This window comes from Stenotrophomonas sp. SKA14 (assembly GCF_000158575.1).
GTDB classification, from domain to species: domain Bacteria; phylum Pseudomonadota; class Gammaproteobacteria; order Xanthomonadales; family Xanthomonadaceae; genus Stenotrophomonas; species Stenotrophomonas forensis.
The window spans coordinates 1,975,940-1,992,737 of record NZ_DS999412.1 but is presented as its reverse complement, the minus strand read 5'-3'; the positions used below and the strand labels follow the sequence as shown (position 1 = coordinate 1,992,737).

Annotated in this window: 17 protein-coding genes; 3 read left to right on the top strand and 14 right to left on the bottom strand. The window is 68.3% G+C overall.

What is annotated here, in order from left to right:
* Positions 1-62 precede the first annotated feature (62 nt).
* From SSKA14_RS09030 to trpB, 6 genes are all read right to left on the bottom strand, one after another.
* The gene (locus tag SSKA14_RS09030; RefSeq protein WP_008265738.1) at positions 63-545 is read right to left on the bottom strand and encodes an RcnB family protein; all 483 of its coding nucleotides are present in this window, start codon (positions 543-545) and stop codon (positions 63-65) included.
* A gap of 284 nt (positions 546-829) precedes the next feature.
* A complete protein-coding gene (gene glmM, locus SSKA14_RS09025; protein ID WP_008267679.1) occupies positions 830-2,191 on the bottom strand; it encodes a phosphoglucosamine mutase in 1,362 nt (453 codons plus the stop codon).
* The gene (gene accD, locus SSKA14_RS09020) at positions 2,191-3,066 is read right to left on the bottom strand and encodes an acetyl-CoA carboxylase, carboxyltransferase subunit beta (RefSeq protein WP_005410473.1); all 876 of its coding nucleotides are present in this window, start codon (positions 3,064-3,066) and stop codon (positions 2,191-2,193) included. The genes glmM and accD overlap by 1 nt, the downstream gene beginning before the upstream one ends.
* A gap of 213 nt (positions 3,067-3,279) precedes the next feature.
* The gene (gene trpA / locus SSKA14_RS09015) at positions 3,280-4,089 is read right to left on the bottom strand and encodes a tryptophan synthase subunit alpha (protein WP_008268690.1); all 810 of its coding nucleotides are present in this window, start codon (positions 4,087-4,089) and stop codon (positions 3,280-3,282) included.
* A 1-nt stretch (position 4,090) separates the two neighbouring features.
* The gene (locus tag SSKA14_RS09010; protein ID WP_040007365.1) at positions 4,091-4,780 is read right to left on the bottom strand and encodes a hypothetical protein; all 690 of its coding nucleotides are present in this window, start codon (positions 4,778-4,780) and stop codon (positions 4,091-4,093) included.
* The gene (trpB, locus tag SSKA14_RS09005) at positions 4,777-5,994 is read right to left on the bottom strand and encodes a tryptophan synthase subunit beta (protein WP_008267291.1); all 1,218 of its coding nucleotides are present in this window, start codon (positions 5,992-5,994) and stop codon (positions 4,777-4,779) included. Before trpB ends, SSKA14_RS09010 begins: the two co-directional genes overlap by 4 nt.
* Before the next feature lie 97 nt (positions 5,995-6,091).
* Between trpB and SSKA14_RS09000 the strand changes: the two genes are divergently transcribed.
* Positions 6,092-6,979 (top strand): LysR family transcriptional regulator, encoded by an 888-nt coding sequence (locus SSKA14_RS09000; RefSeq protein ID WP_008265384.1) that lies wholly within the window; start codon positions 6,092-6,094, stop codon positions 6,977-6,979.
* A 27-nt stretch (positions 6,980-7,006) separates the two neighbouring features.
* Here the strand turns inward: SSKA14_RS09000 and SSKA14_RS08995 are convergent, their stop codons facing one another.
* From SSKA14_RS08995 to prmB, 8 genes are all read right to left on the bottom strand, one after another.
* Entirely contained in the window at positions 7,007-7,663 is a 657-nt protein-coding gene (locus tag SSKA14_RS08995; RefSeq protein ID WP_006458876.1) for a phosphoribosylanthranilate isomerase, read from the bottom strand.
* Positions 7,660-8,430, bottom strand: coding sequence for a tRNA pseudouridine(38-40) synthase TruA (gene truA, locus SSKA14_RS08990; protein WP_008264775.1), 771 nt, complete (start codon positions 8,428-8,430; stop codon positions 7,660-7,662). The genes SSKA14_RS08995 and truA overlap by 4 nt, the downstream gene beginning before the upstream one ends.
* Positions 8,431-8,462: 32 nt before the next feature.
* A complete protein-coding gene (locus tag SSKA14_RS08985; RefSeq protein ID WP_040009503.1) occupies positions 8,463-8,825 on the bottom strand; it encodes a VOC family protein in 363 nt (120 codons plus the stop codon).
* A gap of 26 nt (positions 8,826-8,851) precedes the next feature.
* The gene (locus SSKA14_RS08980; protein WP_008267783.1) at positions 8,852-10,843 is read right to left on the bottom strand and encodes a FimV/HubP family polar landmark protein; all 1,992 of its coding nucleotides are present in this window, start codon (positions 10,841-10,843) and stop codon (positions 8,852-8,854) included.
* Between the two features lie 150 nt (positions 10,844-10,993).
* Positions 10,994-12,022 carry an aspartate-semialdehyde dehydrogenase gene (locus SSKA14_RS08975; RefSeq protein ID WP_008267360.1) on the bottom strand — a complete coding sequence of 343 codons (1,029 nt, stop codon included), beginning with the start codon at positions 12,020-12,022 and terminating at the stop codon, positions 10,994-10,996.
* Positions 12,023-12,113: 91 nt separating this feature from the next.
* Complete coding sequence (locus SSKA14_RS08970; protein WP_040007364.1) at positions 12,114-13,151, bottom strand: D-glycerate dehydrogenase; 1,038 nt, start codon at positions 13,149-13,151, stop codon at positions 12,114-12,116.
* Complete coding sequence (aroC, locus tag SSKA14_RS08965; protein WP_008264593.1) at positions 13,144-14,247, bottom strand: chorismate synthase; 1,104 nt, start codon at positions 14,245-14,247, stop codon at positions 13,144-13,146. Before aroC ends, SSKA14_RS08970 begins: the two co-directional genes overlap by 8 nt.
* A complete protein-coding gene (gene prmB, locus SSKA14_RS08960) occupies positions 14,244-15,173 on the bottom strand; it encodes a 50S ribosomal protein L3 N(5)-glutamine methyltransferase (RefSeq protein WP_008264512.1) in 930 nt (309 codons plus the stop codon). The genes aroC and prmB overlap by 4 nt, the downstream gene beginning before the upstream one ends.
* A 122-nt stretch (positions 15,174-15,295) precedes the next feature.
* Here prmB and SSKA14_RS08955 point away from each other — a divergent pair, with 122 nt between their 5' ends.
* A complete protein-coding gene (locus SSKA14_RS08955; RefSeq protein ID WP_006459101.1) occupies positions 15,296-15,946 on the top strand; it encodes an SCO family protein in 651 nt (216 codons plus the stop codon).
* Positions 15,943-16,785: an archaetidylserine decarboxylase gene (gene asd, locus SSKA14_RS08950; RefSeq protein WP_040007363.1), complete on the top strand. Its 843-nt coding sequence runs from the start codon at positions 15,943-15,945 to the stop codon at positions 16,783-16,785. The genes SSKA14_RS08955 and asd overlap by 4 nt, the downstream gene beginning before the upstream one ends.
* The last annotated feature ends 13 nt before the right edge of the window (positions 16,786-16,798 follow it).

Sequence of the window (16,798 nt, the reverse complement as noted above, 5' to 3'; positions counted from 1 at the left end):
GTCACCTTTGCGCGAGACAGGCGGTCAGTGCAGGCCAGGCGCACCTGCAACGGCTGCCTGCATCAGATGAAGCGACCGTAGACGGTCTGCACGATCTCACCGTTGCCGGTATTGATCAGCAGCGCATCCGGTCCGAAGCGGACCCACTCGTAGCCCACGGGTGGGAAGTCCAGATCGAACAGCCAGAAATCGTTGAGAATGTAGTCACCGACCCAGAACGGCCGCGGCAGGATCTCACCGTAGTGCCAGCGGCGGTACTGGAAGCCCACCGGCGGATGATACGGACCGATGCGGAAGGCATGGTCGGCACGGAAATTGTGCCGGTACTCATCACGGAACTGCGGGCGCGCGTTGGTGATTTCGCGCGGTCGTTCCATGCGGGTGTAACCCAGTGGCGAACGCATCGGCTCCTCGCGGACGGCGCCCATGTGCGGCCCGCCTCCCGGATGACGTTCGGCGCTGGCGGTGGAGATGCCGCCCAGCAGCGGCAGGACCACCAAAGCCCCTCCCAGCAGATAGCGGCTGAGGCGCAATGAAGTGTTCATGACCCTTGTCCTTGTCCTTGAAACATGGATGGAAGAAGCCCTGTTGCTCCGACCCGATCCGCGGCCCGACACTGGAATGAAATGAACCGGGGATCCTGACTGCGGGAATACCCCTTGCGGCGTGTAGCCGATGTCAGCAAGCGGCCAGCGCCAGCTGAACACCCCCTTCAAATGTGATGCGGGTATCAGATGATTCAGCCTGGCACCGGCCTCCAGGCATGCAAAAAGCGACATGGCCGCTTTCGCGGCCATGTCGGGGAACCCTGTTCGCAACACCGCCCGTCTCAGGCGGCCGCTTCACGCACGGCCGTGGACAGGCGATCGAGCGTTTCCTGCATCAACACCGCATCATCGGCTTCGACCGTGACCCGCACCACCGGCTCGGTACCGGACGGGCGCAGGAACGCACGACCACGACCAGCCACCGACTGCTGCGCGACGACCAGTGCGGCCTGCACGCTGTCGGCCTGCACCGTGGCCTTGGCCGAGACATTGCCCAGCCGCACGTTGACCGTCTTCTGCGGTACCCGCACCAGCCCCTTCAGCGCCTGGCGCAGGGTCTGCCCGCTGCTGCGCAGCGCCACCAGCACCTGCAGGGCGCTGATGATGCCATCGCCGGTGGTTGCCCGGTCCAGGCACAGCAGGTGGCCCGAGGCTTCACCCCCCAGCACGCCATCGCCTTCGATCAGCGCCTGGTGTACGTAGCGGTCACCGACGTTGCTGCGCACGAACGGAATCTGCAGGTCGGCGAAGGCCTTCTCCACACCGTAGTTGCTCATCAGCGTACCGACCACCGGGCCATGCAGGCGACCTTCGGCCTTCCACGCACGTGCCAGGATGTACAGCAGGTCATCGCCGTCAACCGGATTGCCCTGGTCGTCGGCCATCAGCACGCGGTCACCGTCACCATCGAAGGCGATGCCGAGATCGGCGCGGGTCTCGCGGACCTTGGCCGCCAGGTTGTCGATATGGGTGGAGCCGACCCCGGCGTTGATGTTGATGCCATTGGGTTCGGCGCCGATGCCGATCACCTCGGCGCCCAGCTCACGGAACAACAGCGGTGCGATCTGGTAGGTGGCGCCGTGCGCGCAATCCAGCACCAGGCGCAGGCCGCGCAGATCGAAGGCGCGCGGCACGCTGGCCTTGCAAAACTCGATGTATCGGCCGACCGCCTCGCGCGCGCGCGACGCCTTGCCCAGCTTTTCCGATTCGGCGGTGGTGAACGGAAGATCCAGCGCCGCTTCCAGCGCCAGTTCGGTGGCATCGTCGAGCTTCTCGCCCTGGGCGGAGAAGAACTTGATGCCGTTGTCGTAGTGCGGATTGTGCGAAGCACTGATGACGATGCCGGCATCCACGCCCAGCGTGCGGGTCAGGAATGCGACCGCCGGAGTCGGCATCGGGCCGAGCAGCTGCACGTCGGCACCGGCGGCGACCAGCCCGGCTTCCAGTGCCGCTTCGAACATGTAGCCGGAAATGCGGGTGTCCTTGCCGATCAGCACGATCGGCCGACGCCCGTCCTGGCCGCGCTGGGCGACCAGCACGCGCCCCAGGGCATTGCCCAGGCGCAGCACGAAGTCGGCCGAGATCACCCCTTGGCCGACCCGCCCACGGATGCCGTCAGTACCGAAGTACTTGCGGCCCCCCATCAAGCCACCTCCGGCGCCGGCTGACGGCCCAGCATCGCCAGCAGGTCGGACAGACGGTCGCGCATTTCGCGGCGGTCGCAGATCTGGTCGATGGCACCGTGCTCCAGCAGGAACTCCGAGCGCTGGAAACCTTCCGGAAGCTTCTCACGCACGGTCTGCTCGATCACGCGCGGGCCGGCAAAGCCGATCAGCGCCTGCGGCTCGGCGATGTTGATGTCGCCCAGCATCGCGAACGATGCCGACACACCACCGGTGGTCGGATGGGTCAGCACCGAGATGTACGGCAGGCCGGCTTCGCGCAGCTTGCCCAGCGCGGCCGAGGTCTTGGCCATCTGCATCAGCGAGAACAGGCCTTCCTGCATGCGCGCACCGCCGCTCTGCGAGAAGCACACGTAAGGGGCGCCGATCTCGACCGCGGTTTCGGCAGCGAGCGCGAAGCGCTCACCGACCACCGAACCCATCGAGCCGCCCATGAAGGCGAAGTCGAACGACGACGCCACCAGCGCACGCCCCTTGAGCAAGCCGCGCATGGCGATCAGCGCGTCGTACTCGCCAGTGTTCTTCTGCGCGATCTTGATGCGCTCGCTGTACTTCTTCTGGTCCTTGAACTTGAGCAGGTCAGTCGGGCCCAGGCGCGCACCGATCTCGGTGGTGCTGTCGGCGTCGAACAGGGCCGCCAGCCGCGCACGCGCACGGATCGCCATGTGATGGCCGCACTTCGGGCAGACTTCCAGGTTCTCTTCCAGTTCCGGACGGTACAACGCGCTGCCGCAGTTGCTGCACTTTTCCCACAGGCCCTCGGGGACGCTGCGCTTCTTGCTGGGGGTGTTGTCGGTGCGGATGCCGGACGGCATCAACTTGCTGAGCCAACTCATGCGGGAGGACACTTCCGTTCAGGGCGGCCCGGGGGCCGCAAAGGCGGACAGTCTAGCTCCGCTGCCCCCGCCCGTGCACCCCTTGCGGTGCCCGGGCCAGCAGGAAAAAACCATGCTGGGACGTACGTTTAGGTCCGGGTGGTGCCCGCCGCTGGCCTGCAGCCCCTGTACGCAGGCGGGTGCGGAGGATGCCGGCCAGTGGCCGGCACGCCGTTACGCGTCCAGCGCCTGCCGCAACGGTGCGAGGAAGGCCCCGGCGCGCTGCGCGGCCTCTTCCGCCGAGCCCGCCTCTGCCAGCACCGCCACCAGTGCGCTGCCCACCACCACGCCGTCGGCCTGCCGCGCCATCGCCGCGGCACTGGCCGCGTCCTTGATGCCGAAGCCTGCCACGACCGGCACCGAGGCACGCTCGCGCAGTGCCTGCAGGCGCGCGCTGGCGGCATCACTGTCCAACCGCTCGGACGCCCCGGTGACACCGGCAAAGCTGACGTAGTACAGGTAGCCGCGCGCCAGGGCCAGCAGCTTGTCGGCACGCGCTTCACTGGTGGTCGGCGACGCCAGCAGCACCAGCGCCAGGCCGGCCGCCTCGAAGGCCTGCTGTGCGTCACCGGCTTCTTCCGGCGGCAGATCGACCAGCAGCACGCCATCCACGCCGGCCTTCACCGCGGCGTCGGCGAACGCAGCGTAGCCATGGATCTCCACCGGATTCAGATAGCCCATCAGCACCACCGGCGTCTGCGCATCACGCTCCCGGAACTGCGCCACGGCCTGCAGCACGTAGCGGCTGCCGGCACCGCGCGCCAGCGCGCGCTCGGAGCTGCGCTGGATGGTGGGGCCGTCCGCCATCGGGTCGGAGAACGGCACGCCCAGTTCGATCACATCGGCGCCGGCCTCGACCAGTGCGTGCATGACCGGCACGGTCGCTTCCAGCGAGGGATCGCCGGCAGTGATGAAGGGGATCAACGCCTTGCGTTGCTGCTCGCGCAGGCGCTGGAAACAGGCATCAAGTCGGGATACGGACATGTCAGGTACATCCTTCGATCAGGTCAACGGCGCCGCTGGCGCCCCAGTACATTCGGGATACGGTGCCGTCGACGATCTCCACGCGGATCGCCAGGTCGGAACCGGGGTCCTGCCAGAGCAGGGTCTCGCCGGCCTCCACATCATTGCCATAGGGCTGGACGGAGACGCCCTTGGGCAGCCGCTGCAGGGCCTGCGCGCGCGGCATGTCCAGGTGCAGGCCGAACGGCCCCGGCTGGATCACCACCTGGCCCGAATCGTCGATGGGGGCCAGGTCGAAACGCACCACGTCGCCGTCCTGCACCATCATCGCCACGCCTTCAGGCAGCGTGCCGCGCTCGTAGTACTCGCAGCGCCCGGAGGTTGCCTCGCTCAGCCCGGCCGAGTGCCACTGCCCTTCGCTCTGCAGTTCACTGAACGGTTGGCCGATCAGCACCTCGCCGGCATGGTCCAGGGCCACCGAAACCACCGCTGGAGCACTGTCTTCATCGGCAGCATCGTCTGCGCTTGGCAACGGTGCGTCTTCGATCGGCCGGTGTGCTGCAGCATCGTCGTTGCTGGCAACCTGGCGTGCCGGGGCGATCGCCGCCGGGGATGCCGGCGCCGGCGCCAGCACCGGCGGATCGGGTGGCGCGCAGCCGCCCAGGCCGACCGCCAGCACCCACGCCCCGCCATGGCGCAGCATGCAATTCACAGCACCAGGCCTTCGCGCGCAGCGATGGTATGCACGTCCTTGTCGCCGCGGCCGGACAGGTTGCACAGCACGATCTGGTCGCGCGGACGCTCGCGCGCCAGCTTGATCGCCTGCGCCAGCGCGTGGCTGGATTCCAATGCGGGCAGGATGCCCTCGGTGTGCGCCAGCAGGTGAAACGCCTGCAGGGCCTCTTCATCGGTGATGCCGAGGTAACGCGCGCGGCCGGTATCGGCCAGGAACGCATGCTCCGGGCCGACGCCCGGATAATCCAAGCCGGCCGACACCGAATGGGTCTCGATGATCTGGCCATCGTCGTCGCACAGGACGTAGGTGCGGTTGCCATGCAGCACACCCGGGCGACCTGCGGCGATCGACGCCGCATGGCGACCGGTGCTGATGCCATCACCTGCCGCTTCGGCGCCGACGATCTCGACCTGGCGATCGTTGAGGAACGCATGGAACAGGCCGATGGCGTTGCTGCCGCCGCCGACGCAGGCGGTGATCGCATCGGGCAGGCGACCGTACTCGGCCAGCATCTGCTCGCGTGCTTCGCGGCCGACGATGGCGTTGAAATCGCGCACCATGCGCGGGTACGGGTCCGGACCGGCGACGGTGCCGATGATGTAGAAGGTGTCCTGCACGTTGGTCACCCAGTCGCGCATCGCTTCGTTGAGCGCATCCTTCAGGGTGGCCGAGCCGGAGGTGACCGGCACCACCGTCGCGCCGAGCAGCTTCATCCGGTAGACGTTGATCTTCTGCCGCTCGATGTCGGTGGCGCCCATGTACACCACGCATTCCAGGCCCAGGCGCGCGGCGACGGTGGCGCTGGCCACGCCGTGCTGGCCGGCGCCGGTCTCGGCGATGATGCGCTTCTTGCCCATCCGCGCCGCCAACAGGGCCTGGCCGATGGTGTTGTTGATCTTGTGCGCGCCGGTGTGGTTCAGGTCCTCGCGCTTGAGCAGGATCTGGGCGCCCCCAACGTGATCGCTCAGGCGCTGGGCGTGGTAGATCGGGCTGGGACGGCCAACATAATGGGCCAGGTCCTTGTCGTAGGCCGCCTGGAAGGCCGGGTCCTTGCGGGCCTGGTCATAGGCCTGGGCCAGCTCCTGCAGCGGGCCGACCAGGGTTTCGGCAACGAAACTGCCACCGTAGCGGCCGAAGTGGCCTTGGGTATCCGGGAAGGCGTGGTAGTCGGCAATGGGGGAGGCAGACATGGAAGCGACCGGTGGTTCAAGACAGGTGGATACTCTAGCGCACGGGTCGTGACCGGAAAATGGATATTATCTGGCGCATATTGTCAGGAAATCTCACATGAGCATCTCCCAGCTCCCGCCGCTCAACGCGCTGCGCGCGTTCGAGGCCACCGCCCGCCTGGGCGGGGTCGGCCGCGCCGCACAGGACCTGCATGTCACCCACGGTGCGGTCAGCCGGCAGCTGAAGCTGCTGGAGGATCATCTGGGCATGGCCTTGTTCCAGCGTGCCGGTCGCGGCCTGCGCCTGACCGCCGCAGGCACCCGCCTGCAGGTGGCATGCAGCGAGGCGTTCACCGGCATTGAAGACTGCGTGCGTGAACTGCGGCGGCCGACGGCATCCCCGGCACTGGTGCTGGGCTGTAGTGGCAGCGTACTGGCGCGCTGGATGATCCCGCGACTGCCCGCGCTGCAGGCCGCCCTGCCCGGCGTGCGCCTGCAGTGGTCGGCACTGGACGGCAGCTTCACCGAGGCCCAGGCAGCGCTGGATGCAGTCCTGCTGCTGGCGCAGGGGCCGTGGCCGCGCGGCTGGCAGGTGCGCGAGCTGGCGCCGGAGCGAGTCGGCGTGGTGGTGGCCCCCTCCCACCCGGCGGCGCAACGCCTGCGGCATGTCCCGCCCTCGGCACTGCTGCAGGAAACGTTGCTGCACACCAGCTCACGACCGCAGGCGTGGCCGGCCTGGGCGCAGGCACATGGCCTGGACGCATCGAAGCTGCAGTTGGGCACCGCTTTCGAGCATCTGTATTACCTGCTGGAGGCAGCGGTGGCCGGGCTGGGCCCGGCAATCGCACCGGAGCCACTGGTGGCCGAGGACCTGGCGGCGGGGCGGTTGATCGCGCCGTGGGGGTTTACCGCCACTGGCGGCTTCTGGGTGCTGGCGCGACCGGAGGGTCTGGCCGATGCGCGCGTGGATGCGCTGACCGATTGGGTCAGCTCGCAGCTGGGCTGACCTGGGCCAGCCCGCCGCTTTCCCTGATCACTCCAGAACGGTGCAGTCCGCGCGCCGCACCTCTTCGACGAAGGTGCGCATCTTGTAGCCATCCTTGATGCCCGGCTCCAGTTCGATGCCGCTGGAGACATCCACACCCCATGGCAACGTGGCCAGCACGGCGTCATAGACGTTGTCCGGGTTCAGGCCACCGGCCAGCAGGAACGGGCGGTGCAGGCCGGTCGGGATGCGGCCCCAGTCGAATGCGACACCCGTGCCGCCACCGCCGCCGGGCGCGTGGCTGTCGAACAGGAAGCCAGCGGCGCTGGGATAGCGCAGCTGCAGGGTACGGGCGTTGACCTCTTCGCGTCCGCCCATGGCGATCGCCTTCAGGTAAGGCATGTTGAAACTGCGGCAGAAGCTCTCGTCTTCCTCGCCATGGAACTGCAGCAGGGTCGGTCGCACCGTGCGCAGCACCTCGCGCACCTCTTCCTTGCTGTTGTTGCGGAACAGCGCCACCACGTCGACCATCGGCGCGATCGCCTGGCGCATCGCGCGCGCTTCGGCCGGGGCGACCCGGCGGCTGCTCTCGCGGGCAAAGATGAAACCCACTGCGTCCACGCCCAGCTCACCGGCCAGGCGGACGTCGCCAGCGCGGGTCATGCCACAGAACTTGATGCGTGTGCGGTAGTAGGAGCGGCTCATAGCGTGACCTCGGCGGGCAGATGCCAGTTGTCGGGGTACAGGGGCCCAAGGAACACCAGGCCCTGCGGCGGTGCGGTGGGACCGGCTACGGTGCGATCGCGGCCTGCCAGCAGTTCGGCGATCCATTCCACCGGTTTTTCGCCGCTGCCCACCAGGATCAAGGATCCGACGATATTGCGGACCATGTGATGAAGGAATGCATTGCCCTGCACGGCCACTTCAATCACCTCACCCTGGCGGCTGACCTGCAGCGACTGCAGTTCACGCCGCGCATGCAACGCCTGGCATTGCACCGATCGGAACGCGCTGAAGTCGTTCTCGCCAAGCAGGGCCTGGCCGGCGGCATGCATCAGGGCCTCGTCCAGCGTACGCCGCTCCCAGCTCAGGGTCTGGCGGCCCAGCGCCGGCCGCACTTCGCGGTTGAGCAGCCGATAGCGGTAGCGGCGTGCGCGCGCGGAAAAACGGGCGTGGAAATCATCGGCCACCGGCACGCACCAGCGCACCGCGATCGAGCGCGGCAGGCGGGTGGTGGTGCCGAGCATCCAGGCGCGCGGATCGCGCACCACGTCGGTGTCGAAATGCACGACCTGGCACTGGCCGTGCACGCCGGCATCGGTGCGGCCGGCGCAGACCACCTGCAACGGCGCATCGGCGACCGACGACAGGGCCAGTTCAAGGCTGGCCTGCACGCTGGGACCACCCTCGCCCAGGTTCTGCCAGCCCCTGAAATCGCTGCCGTCGTACTCGACGCCAAGCGCGTAACGCATGTGCTACCTCGATGCTGCGTATGGGGCGGCGCTCAGGCCGGGTCGCGTTCGGACCACACCGCCAGTTCGTTGCCACCGGGCTCGACGAACTGGAAGCGGCTGCCCCCGGGGAAGGAAAACACCGGGCGCACGATCTCGCCGCCGGCATCACGCACCGCCGCCTCGATCGGGGCCAGGTGGTCGGCATACAGCACCAGCAGCGGTGCGCCGCTGTCACTGGCCCGTTGCGGCTGACCGCGGAAGAAGCCGCCCTGCAGGCGGCCATCGTCGAAGGCGGTGTAGTCGCTGCCGTAGTCGACGAACGACCAGCCGAACACCTTCTCGAAGAAGGTACGGCTGGCCGCCGGATCAGCGGAGGCGAATTCAACGTAGTCGATGCGGCGCTCGCGGCTCATGGCACGGTCCTTGTCGGCGGGTTCGGTCACGGCAGGCGCGCCAGCAGCTCGCGGGCCTGTGCCTGGCTGTGCAGATCGCCGCCCTCGGCGACTTCCAGCAGCAGGGTACGCGCGGTCTGCGCATCGCCCAGATCCAGATAGGCAATGGCCAGTTCCAGCCGTTCCTGGCCGGCACGCGGCGCCCAACCTGCGTCGCCATCGGCTGCAGCCGCAGTCGACGGGGTGTCTTCGTGGTGTGGAGCATCGGCCTGCGCCTGGCTCTCGTGCGCATCGGCCGGCAGATCGAACACGCCACGGAACTGCGGCTGCTGCTCGGCATGCAACGCATAGTCGGGCACCGCGACCTCGTCAGGGACCGCCTGCGCGACCGGCTCATCCGGCACGGGGGTGTCCTGCGTGGGCACCGGCTCGTCCCAGCGCGGCAGATCGGTCACGGCCTCGGGCAGCTCCACCACTTCGTCATCGCGCAGCGTCTGTGCCTGCCAGTCAGCCTGGGCGGCGACGTCGGCGATCGGTTCGGCAGCCACGTCATCCTGTACTTCGGTTGCGGTCGCCCAGGCCGGCATGGCGGGCTCCTGGCGGCCACCGTCGTCCACCACCGACGACCACGAGGACTGCTCGGCCAGCGTATCCAGCGCTGCACCCGCCGGCACCGCCGCAGCCAGACCAGCGACATCGCCTTCCTCGCGCAGCGGCGGCAACGGCGACGGCTTGCGCCGGCGCAGCAGCCAGGCCGCCGCCGCCGCGAGCAGCAGCACGGGCAGGCCCAGCCAGTACCACGGCGTTGCCACGTCGCGGCTGCCCGGCGCCTGGGCCAGACGCTGCTGCGCGGCAGCCAGGTCGTTGTCCTTCATCGCGATCAGCGACTGCTGCTGTTCCTTCAGCTTCTCCAGATCGGCCACGCGCTGCTTCAGCTCGCCGATCTCGGCATCGCGCGTAGCGATGTCCTCACGCGCCTGGCGCAGTTGCTCGTTGCCCATCATGTCACCCTCGCTGCCGGCAGCGGTGCCGGTGGTTGTGCCCGCTTTCGCGGCGTCGGACGCCAGCGCCGGAGCGATTTCAAGCCGTGCGCCGCTGGCCCCCGACGGGGACGCGGCGTTCGCGGTTTCTGCCTTGGCCACCGCTGCGACCGTACCTGCCGGCTGCGGCACGGTTCGCGCCTGCCGCCATTGCGCCGCATGCTCGCGCACCAGTGCAGCCGCTTCGGCAGCATCGACCGCCGCCAGCGCATCGCTGCCTGGCATGCGCAGCACTGCGCCCTGCTTGAGCAGGTTCACGTTGCCCCGGATGAAGGCCTCGGGATTGGCGCGCAGCAGGGCAATCATCGCGCGATCACGACTGACCTGGTTGCCACGCGCCACTGCGCTGGCTATCTGCGACAACGTCTGGCCGCGCTGTACGGTGACGCTGCCATCGGCCGGTTTGGCCGCAACCGGCGCGGGCGCCGCACGCGGCCGTACGGGTGCCGGCGTGGGCGCAGGCGCGGACGGCGGCGCACCGGCCGCCTCTGCCACCGGTGCCGTTGCCGGCTCGCGGGTGATGGTATTGGACAGGGTGCCAGCCGGTGCGACGATCTCCGGCTCGGCCACGGCCAGCGCGCTGGAGGGCGCATCGACCAGCGCCGAGTACTCGCGGACCAGCCGGCCCTGGCCCCAGTCGGCCTCGATCAGGAAGCTCAGCGACGGCGTCTCGACCGGCGCCTGCGAGGTCACCCGCACCACTGCCCTGCCCTGCGCGTTGCGGGTCAGTTCGAACTGCAGTTCGCTGACCAGGCCGGTCGGCCGTTGCAGGCCGACACGTTCGAAGGTGACCGGCGAGGCCAGCGCCACACGCAGGTTTTCCAGCTCGGACGGGTCGGCCGAGACTACCGGGATCTCGGCCAGCAAGGGCTGGCCCGGCTTGGACAGGACACGGATGTCGCCCAACCCCAGGGCGAGCGCCGAACTGCTGGCCAGGGCCAGCAGCGCGGCGGAAAGATAGCTGAGCGGGCGCGTTGCGCCCCTGGCCCGTTTATTCATGGGCGACACTATAAAGCGTGCGGACCAAGGTCCGCACCCACCGCAAAGATCCTTGAGATAGTGCCGGCCGCTGGCCGGCAATCGCTTCAGCCCATGGATCACGGCAATGCCGGCCAGCGGCCGGCACTACCCGTGAGGCAAGCGCGCTGCTCAGCGCTGTTCGGCGGCGACCAGCTCGGCCAGCTGCACGGCATTCAGTGCCGCGCCCTTGCGCACGTTGTCCGAGACGATCCACAGGTTCAGGCCGCGCGGGTGCGACAGGTCCTCACGGATGCGGCCGACGTACACCGCGTCGGTGCCCGAGGCGTGGGTGACCGGGGTCGGGTAGCCACCCGCTTCGTGGCGATCCACCACTTCGATGCCCGGCGACTGCTCCAGCAGCGCACGCGCTTCGGCCACGGTCACCTTGTCGCGGGTCTCGATCGCCACCGACTCGGAATGCCCGTAGAACACCGGCACGCGCACGGCGGTCGGGTTCACCAGGATGCTGTCGTCGCCGAGGATCTTGCGGGTCTCCCAGATCAGCTTCATCTCTTCCTTGGTGAAGCCGTTGTCCTGGAAGTCGTCGATGTGTGGGATCAGGTTGAAGGCGATCTGCACCGGGAAGCGCTGCGGATCGATCTCCTGGAAGCTGAGCAGCTGGCCGGTCTGCTTGCCCAGCTCCTCGGTGGCCGAGCGGCCGCCCCCGGACACCGACTGGTAGGTGGAGACGTTGATGCGCTCGATGCCGTACTTACGGTGCAGCGGCGCCAGTGCCACCAGCATCTGCATGGTCGAGCAGTTCGGGTTGGCGATGATGCCGCGCGGACGGTTGGCAGCCTGTTCCGGGTTGACCTCGGACACCACCAGCGGCACGTCGTCGTCGTAACGGAAGGCCGAGGAGTTGTCGATCACCACCGCACCGGCGGCAGCGAACTTCGGCGCGTACTCCTTTGACACGCTGCCACCGGCCGAGAACAGGGCGATCTCGACGCCGGTCGGGTCGAAAGTGGCCAGATCCTGCACCGTGACCTTCTGGCCGTTGAACTCGATCTCGCCACCGGCCGAACGCTCGGAGGCCAGGACGCTCAGGGTGCCGACCGGGAAGTCACGCTCGGCCAGGATCGACAACATGGTCTCGCCGACCGCGCCGGTGGCACCGACGACGGCGACGTGGAAACTGCGCTGTGCATTGCTCATGGGGGAAACTCTCACGAAAACGGGGATGGGAAAAAACACGCACGACAGCAGGGTTCGGGGAACCTCCTCAAGCGGGGCGCGCGGAGGTTCCCTATCGTTTCCCGGTTTTTTTGCCCAGAGTCACGCGCGCGGCCATCGCCGCGTCAGCGTTGATCGCGCTCGGCATGCGCGACGGGCCGCCGTCCAGGCCGAGCCCGGCGACCAGATTATCCACGGCCAGCTGTACCATCGCCGTTCGCGTGCCCAGCGAGGCGCTGCCGATGTGCGGGGTCAGCACCACGTTGCGCAGTGCCAGCAGCTCCGGGCGCACCTTCGGCTCGCCCTCGTACACATCCAGGCCGGCCGCAGCCAGGCGGCCGTTGGCCAGTGCCTCCGCCAATGCGAGTTCATCGACCAGGCCGCCGCGCGCGATGTTCACCAGCGTGGCCGACGGCTTCATCTTCGCCAGCGCGACGGCATCGATCAGGTGATGCGACGCCGGCGTGTACGGCAGGACCAGCAGCAGGTGGTCGGACTGCGCCAGCAGCGTATCCAGGTCCACGTAGCTGGCACCCAGTGCCGCTTCGGTGTCGGCCGGCAGCTGCGAGCGGTTGTGGTACAGCACCTTCATGCCGAACCCATGCGCACCGCGACGGGCGATACCCTGGCCGATGCGGCCCATGCCGAGAATGCCGAGCGTGCTGCCGTGGATGTCGGCACCGAGCATGGTCTGGAACGACCACTGCTGCCACTGGCCTTCGCGCAGCCAGCGCTCGGATTCGGTGATGCGGCGCGCGGTGGCCATCAGCAGGGCGAAGCCGAGATCGGCGGTGGTCTCGGTCAGGACGTCCGGGGTGTTGCTGGCGAGGATGCCGGCCGCGCTGAGCGCATCGACATCCAGATTGTTGTAGCCAACGCCCACATTGGCGATCACCTGCAGCTGCGCCGCGTCGGCCACCTGGGCCGCGCCGATGCGCTCGTTGAGGGTGATGATCGCGCCATCGGCGCTGGCCAGCTGCGCGGCGATCTGCCCGGGCGACCAGGCGGTAACGGTGTCGGTGACGCGCAGCTGCACGCGATCGCGCAGCGGCGCGATGGCCGCATCGATCAGCGGCTGGCTCACCCACACCGTCGGCCGCGTGTCAGCCATCGATCTGCCCGGGGATGCGCGGGGTGATCGTGCCGACATCGCCGCACTGCGCGCGGTGGCGCAGCGCCTGGTCCATCAGCACCATCGCCACCATCGCCTCGGCGATCGGAGTGGCACGGATGCCGACGCAGGGGTCGTGACGACCGGTGGTGACCACCTCGACCACGTTGCCGGCGGTATCCAGCGACGGGCCCGGCAGGCGCAGGCTGGAGGTCGGCTTCAACACGATCGAAGCGACCACCGGCTGGCCGGTGGAGATGCCACCGAGGATGCCGCCGGCATGGTTGCTGGCAAAGCCCTGCGGGGTCAGCAGGTCACGATGCTCGGTGCCCTTCTGCGCGGCGCTGGCGAAACCGTCGCCGATCTCCACGCCCTTCACCGCGTTGATGCTCATCAGCGCGGCGGCGAGTTCGCCGTCGAGCTTGCCGTAGATGGGCTCGCCCCAGCCCGGCGGCACATTGTCGGCAACCACGTCCACGCAGGCTCCGACCGAATCACCGGACTTGCGCAGCGCATCCATGTACGCCTCCAGTTCGGGCACCTGTGCGGCGTGCGGCCAGAAGAACGGGTTGTCTTCCACCGCCGACCAGTCGAAGCCGGCCGGGGTGATATCGCCCAGCTGCGACAGGTAGCCACGCACGGTGACGCCGAAGCGCTCGGCCAGCCACTTCTTGGCGACCACGCCGGCGGCCACGCGCATGGTGGTCTCGCGCGCCGAGGAACGGCCACCACCACGCGGGTCGCGGATGCCGTACTTGTGCCAGTAGCTGTAGTCGGCATGGCCCGGGCGGAACTGCTGGCCGATGTTGGCGTAATCCTTGCTGCGCTGGTCGGTGTTGCGGATCAGCAGCGCGATCGGGGTGCCGGTGGTCAGGCCCTCGTACACGCCGGACAGGATCTCGACCTCATCCGCCTCGCGGCGCGCCGAAGTGTGCCGGCTCTTGCCCGTGGCGCGGCGCTGCAGGTCGTGGGCGAATTCGGCCGCGTCCAGCGCCAGCCCCGGCGGGCAGCCATCGATCACGCAGCCGATGGCCGGCCCGTGCGACTCGCCGAACGTGGTGACGGTGAACAGCTTGCCGAACGAATTGGAACTCACGGGCGCTGCGCCGCCAGTTCGGTGATGCGCGCGCTGTGGGCGATCAGCTCGCGGCATTCGACCGCGAAGATGCCCATCTGGCCGACCTTGAATTCGATCCAGGCGAAATCGACTTCCGGCAGCAGCTTGATCAGGTGCTGCTCGGATTCGCCCACTTCGCAGATCAGCAGGCCGTCTTCGCTCAGGTGCAGCGGCGCGTCACGCAGGATCTTCAGCACCAGGTCCAGACCATCGTCACCGGCACGCAGGCCCATGTCCGGCTCGTAGGAGTATTCCTTCGGCAGCGCATCGGTCTCGTCGTTGGTGACGTACGGCGGATTGGTGACGATCAGGTCGTAGTGGCGGCCGGACAGGCCGTTGAACAGGTCCGACTTCAGCAGGTTGACGTTGTATGCCTGCAGCCGCTCCCGGTTTTCTTCAGCAAGCGACAGCGCGTCGTCGCTCAGGTCGACGCCGTCCACCTGCCAGTTCGGGTAGTAGTGGCCCATGGCGATGGCGATGCAGCCCGAACCGGTACACAGGTCCAGCGCACGGTACACGTCACGGCCGGCCAGCCACGGCTCGAAGCCGCACTCGATCAGTTCGGCGATCGGCGAACGCGGCACCAGGGCGCGCGCGTCGCTCTTGAAACTGAGGCCTGCGAACCAGGCCTCGCCGGTCAGGTAGGCGGCCGGAATGCGTTCGTCGATGCGGCGCTGGAACAGCTCCAGCACGCGCAGCTTCTCGGCCTGCAGCAGGCGCGCCTGGCCGTAGGCCGGGCCGAGGTCGTGCGGCAGGTGCAGGCTGTGCAGCACCAGCTGGGTGGCCTCGTCCAGCGCGTTGTCGTAGCTGTGCCCGAAGGTCAGCCCGGCTTCGTTGAAACGGCTGGTGCCGTAGCGGATCAGATCGATGATCGTGTGGAGTTCGGCGGCCGTTTCAGCGGTCATGGCGGTACTGCGGGCAAAGTGGCCCCCGATTATAGGGGCTGGCGCCCGTGGCGGCATCCGTTGCGGCGGAAACGATCGGGCCGCAGCCGGTATGATGGAACCCATTTCGCGCGGGAGCCCCCATGTTCAATCGCAACGCCGGCATCATCCTGCTGATCGCCCTGGCGGCGGGACTCGGCCTGCTGGCCGCGCAGCAGGTCTTCGCGCCGAAGCCGCCGGCCAACGCCCCGGCCACCGAAGCGATCACCCTGTACCCGCAGCCACGTGCGCTTCCCGACTTCAACCTCGCGCAGTCCGATGGCACCCGCCTGATCCCCGGCGAACTGAAGGGCCACTGGACGCTGGTGTTCCTCGGCTTCACTTTCTGCCCGGACGTGTGCCCGACCACCCTGGCCGAGCTGGCCGGCGCGCAGAACCAGTGGGAGGCCCTGCCCGACAGCCTGCGCCCGCGCGTGCTGTTCATCTCGGTCGACCCCGACCGTGACAGCGCCACCCGCCTGGGCGAGTACGTGCACGGCTTCCACAAGGACACCCTGGCCGCCACCGCCGATGTGCCCTCGCTGGAGCGCTTCGCCACCTCGCTGGGCTTCGTGTTCCAGAAGGTGCCGGGCAAGCACTTCGATGAGAACCCCGAGGATTACACCGTGGAGCATTCGGCCAGCCTGGCCGTGCTCGACCCGCAGGGCCGCCTTGCCGGCCTGGTGCGCCCCCCGTTCAACGCGCCGGCGATCGCCCGCGACCTGCAGAAGCTGACCGAGAAAACCGCCCCATGAGTCTCACCACCGCCCTGACGTACGCCCTGCCCCACCGACTGCTGTCCTCGATGGCGCGCTCGCTGGCGTACTCGGACGATCCGCGCGTCTCGCGCTGGCTGATCGACACCGTCACCCGCAAGTTCAACGTCAACCTGGACGAAGCGGCCAACCCGGACCCGCGCAGCTATGCCACCTTCAACCAGTTCTTCACCCGTGCGCTGAAGCCGGGCGCGCGCGCGGCCGATGCCGATCCGCGCAGCCTGGTGATGCCGGCCGACGGCCGCATCAGCCAGCTGGGAAAGATCGAGGCCGGTCGCATCTTCCAGGCCAAGGGACAGTCGTTCACCGCGGCCGAGCTGCTGGGCAGCGACGAAGATGCCAAGCCGTACAACGACGGCCTGTACGCCACCGTCTACCTGTCGCCGCGCGACTACCACCGCGTTCACATGCCCTGGACCGGCACCCTGCGTAAAACCGTGCACGTGCCGGGCCGTCTGTTCAGCGTCGGCCCGGCTGCAGTGAACGGCGTGCCGCGCCTTTTCGCCCGCAACGAGCGCCTGGTCTGCCATTTCGACACCAGCTTCGGCCCGATGGTCAGCGTGATGGTCGGTGCGCTGCTGGTGTCCGGCGTGGAAACGGTGTGGAGCGGCGAGGAAATCCCGGCCTATGGCGACCGCATCACCCGCAAGGATTACCGTGGCCAGGGCATCCAGCTGGAGCGCTTCGCCGAGATGGCGCGCTTCAACTATGGCTCGACCGTGATCGTACTGCTGCCGCCGGGCGTGGCCGAGTTCGCCCCGCAGCTGGGCGCCGAAAGCCCGGTGCAGTTGGGCCAGGCGCTGGCGAAGCTGCGCTGAGACTTCGGTAGTG

What these genes read in the sequence shown, in the direction of transcription:
- SSKA14_RS08955 (WP_006459101.1), top strand. Translation starts at nt 15,296, where the DNA reads ATGTTCAATCGCAACGCCGGCATCATCCTGCTGATCGCCCTGGCGGCG.
- glmM (WP_008267679.1), bottom strand. Translation starts at nt 2,191, where the DNA reads ATGGGGGGCCGCAAGTACTTCGGTACTGACGGCATCCGTGGGCGGGTC.
- SSKA14_RS08980 (WP_008267783.1), bottom strand. Translation starts at nt 10,843, where the DNA reads ATGAATAAACGGGCCAGGGGCGCAACGCGCCCGCTCAGCTATCTTTCC.
- SSKA14_RS09030 (WP_008265738.1), bottom strand. Translation starts at nt 545, where the DNA reads ATGAACACTTCATTGCGCCTCAGCCGCTATCTGCTGGGAGGGGCTTTG.
- accD (WP_005410473.1), bottom strand. Translation starts at nt 3,066, where the DNA reads ATGAGTTGGCTCAGCAAGTTGATGCCGTCCGGCATCCGCACCGACAAC.
- trpA (WP_008268690.1), bottom strand. Translation starts at nt 4,089, where the DNA reads ATGTCCGTATCCCGACTTGATGCCTGTTTCCAGCGCCTGCGCGAGCAG.
- SSKA14_RS09000 (WP_008265384.1), top strand. Translation starts at nt 6,092, where the DNA reads ATGAGCATCTCCCAGCTCCCGCCGCTCAACGCGCTGCGCGCGTTCGAG.
- SSKA14_RS08975 (WP_008267360.1), bottom strand. Translation starts at nt 12,022, where the DNA reads ATGAGCAATGCACAGCGCAGTTTCCACGTCGCCGTCGTCGGTGCCACC.
- asd (WP_040007363.1), top strand. Translation starts at nt 15,943, where the DNA reads ATGAGTCTCACCACCGCCCTGACGTACGCCCTGCCCCACCGACTGCTG.
- truA (WP_008264775.1), bottom strand. Translation starts at nt 8,430, where the DNA reads ATGCGTTACGCGCTTGGCGTCGAGTACGACGGCAGCGATTTCAGGGGC.
- prmB (WP_008264512.1), bottom strand. Translation starts at nt 15,173, where the DNA reads ATGACCGCTGAAACGGCCGCCGAACTCCACACGATCATCGATCTGATC.
- SSKA14_RS08995 (WP_006458876.1), bottom strand. Translation starts at nt 7,663, where the DNA reads ATGAGCCGCTCCTACTACCGCACACGCATCAAGTTCTGTGGCATGACC.
- trpB (WP_008267291.1), bottom strand. Translation starts at nt 5,994, where the DNA reads ATGTCTGCCTCCCCCATTGCCGACTACCACGCCTTCCCGGATACCCAA.
- SSKA14_RS08985 (WP_040009503.1), bottom strand. Translation starts at nt 8,825, where the DNA reads ATGAGCCGCGAGCGCCGCATCGACTACGTTGAATTCGCCTCCGCTGAT.
- SSKA14_RS08970 (WP_040007364.1), bottom strand. Translation starts at nt 13,151, where the DNA reads ATGGCTGACACGCGGCCGACGGTGTGGGTGAGCCAGCCGCTGATCGAT.